Below are 2,500 nucleotides of genomic sequence, written 5' to 3'. Positions count from 1 at the left end.
AGATTTGTGGGATTGGCTTAACCTCGCGGTTTCGCTGCCCTTTGTTCTGTCCATTGTAGCACGTGTGTAGCCCAGGTCATAAGGGGCATGATGATTTGACGTCATCCCCACCTTCCTCCGGTTTGTCACCGGCAGTCACCTTAGAGTGCCCAACTGAATGCTGGCAACTAAGATCAAGGGTTGCGCTCGTTGCGGGACTTAACCCAACATCTCACGACACGAGCTGACGACAACCATGCACCACCTGTCACTCTGCCCCCGAAGGGGACGCCCTATCTCTAGGGTTGTCAGAGGATGTCAAGACCTGGTAAGGTTCTTCGCGTTGCTTCGAATTAAACCACATGCTCCACCGCTTGTGCGGGCCCCCGTCAATTCCTTTGAGTTTCAGCCTTGCGGCCGTACTCCCCAGGCGGAGTGCTTAATGCGTTAGCTGCAGCACTAAAGGGCGGAAACCCTCTAACACTTAGCACTCATCGTTTACGGCGTGGACTACCAGGGTATCTAATCCTGTTCGCTCCCCACGCTTTCGCGCCTCAGTGTCAGTTACAGACCAGAAAGTCGCCTTCGCCACTGGTGTTCCTCCAAATCTCTACGCATTTCACCGCTACACTTGGAATTCCACTTTCCTCTTCTGCACTCAAGTTCCCCAGTTTCCAATGACCCTCCACGGTTGAGCCGTGGGCTTTCACATCAGACTTAAGGAACCACCTGCGCGCGCTTTACGCCCAATAATTCCGGACAACGCTTGCCACCTACGTATTACCGCGGCTGCTGGCACGTAGTTAGCCGTGGCTTTCTGGTTAGGTACCGTCAAGGTGCCGCCCTATTTGAACGGCACTTGTTCTTCCCTAACAACAGAGCTTTACGACCCGAAGGCCTTCTTCGCTCACGCGGCGTTGCTCCGTCAGACTTTCGTCCATTGCGGAAGATTCCCTACTGCTGCCTCCCGTAGGAGTCTGGGCCGTGTCTCAGTCCCAGTGTGGCCGATCACCCTCTCAGGTCGGCTACGCATCGTGGCCTTGGTGAGCCATTACCTCACCAACTAGCTAATGCGCCGCGGGCCCATCTGTAAGTGGTAGCCGAAGCCACCTTTTATGTCTGAACCATGCGGTTCAAACAAGCATCCGGTATTAGCTCCGGTTTCCCGAAGTTATCCCAGTCTTACAGGCAGGTTGCCCACGTGTTACTCACCCGTCCGCCGCTAACTTCAGGGAGCAAGCTCCCATCCATTCGCTCGACTTGCATGTATTAGGCACGCCGCCAGCGTTCGTCCTGAGCCAGGATCAAACTCTCCGAAGAAATGTTTGACTTGCTCATTTGCTTTTAGAGTGTGTGCTCACTATTTTAAAACGTTGGCGCTTAGTTTTGTTCAGTTTTCAAAGAGCAATCACTTTAACAACTTAATCATCATATCACGAAGTTGAGTAGTTGTCAACTTCTGCGAAGAATGTTAGTTATTTTTAAAATCGCTATTTCTTAGCGACTACCTAATCTTACTACTATTTCAATAAGACGTCAATAGTTTTTTTCAAGAACATGTTCGATCTTGTTTTTACTGCTCTATCAATAATTTCTAAGATCAAAAATGCCTTGCTTGCTAAATAAGCAACTCCCTTATGATAAAAGAGTTTACACATGATGTCAATGATTTTTTTAGCAAGTTACTTTATGTATGATTCTGTAGACGACCGTACATTCATTTCCTTGATTTCATTGACTTCCTTCGTTTTTAATCCTTATAATGAAGATAAATACATAAAATCATACATTCAAGTATCCGTTTTATAAGGGCTCGCAACCTTTTCGGAACGTCTTGAAAAAGAAGGGGACACAATTATGAACCCTATTAAGAACGTGCAGCCCATTCGGAACCAGCAGCAGCTGGAAGATATGAAGTGGGCGCTTAAACGCCATTGTTCGGAACGTGATTACATTCTGTTTGTCCTTGGCTGTGAAACCGGGCTGCGAGTTGGAGATCTTTTACGACTCAAAACCAAACAGATTCTGAATTTGAAAGGAAAGTACACGAAGATACTGCGCATCAAAGAGGGAAAAACACAAAAAATCAGGGAGATGTACCTTGAAAACTGTTTTCAGGAAGTCTACGGCTATGCCGTCAATGTGGACAGTGAGTGGCTTTTTCCATCCCGGAAGGGGGACGGCGCCATCACGCCGACCCAGGCATACCGGCAGTTAAATAAGGCCGCCGACTTTGCTGGTGTCGACCATGTCGGCAACCATACCCTGCGGAAAACGTTCGGATACTGGTTTTACAAAGCGACAAAGGACATTGCGATGCTGCAGGGAATCCTGCACCATTCGGACCCTTCGATTACCCTGAGGTATATCGGCATCACAGAAGAAGAAACCAATAATGTCTTGAAAACCTTCAGTGTGTTTAAATAACGGTTCCGAACGAAGGAGCAGTCTTTGACTGTTCTTTTTTTTTACTTCCGAAAGACCCTCGTTATCAGACGTCCATAAAGGCTGTTTTTAGAGG

General features: G+C 48.0%; 1 protein-coding gene and 1 rRNA gene (1 of these 2 cut by a window edge). One reads left to right on the top strand and one right to left on the bottom strand.

The features are described from left to right. A 16S ribosomal RNA gene (locus ACFC8N_RS48430) occupies positions 1–1,299 on the bottom strand (it extends 251 nt beyond the left edge of the window). A 537-nt stretch (positions 1,300–1,836) separates the two neighbouring features. Here ACFC8N_RS48430 and ACFC8N_RS48425 point away from each other — a divergent pair. Then, the gene (locus ACFC8N_RS48425; RefSeq protein WP_376174685.1) at positions 1,837–2,406 is read left to right on the top strand and encodes a tyrosine-type recombinase/integrase; all 570 of its coding nucleotides are present in this window, start codon (positions 1,837–1,839) and stop codon (positions 2,404–2,406) included. The last annotated feature ends 94 nt before the right edge of the window (positions 2,407–2,500 follow it).

This window comes from Streptomyces sp. NPDC055966, from assembly GCF_042269865.1.
Classification (GTDB): Bacteria; Actinomycetota; Actinomycetes; order Streptomycetales; family Streptomycetaceae; genus Streptomyces.
This window is presented reverse-complemented; position numbering and strand designations above follow the sequence as displayed.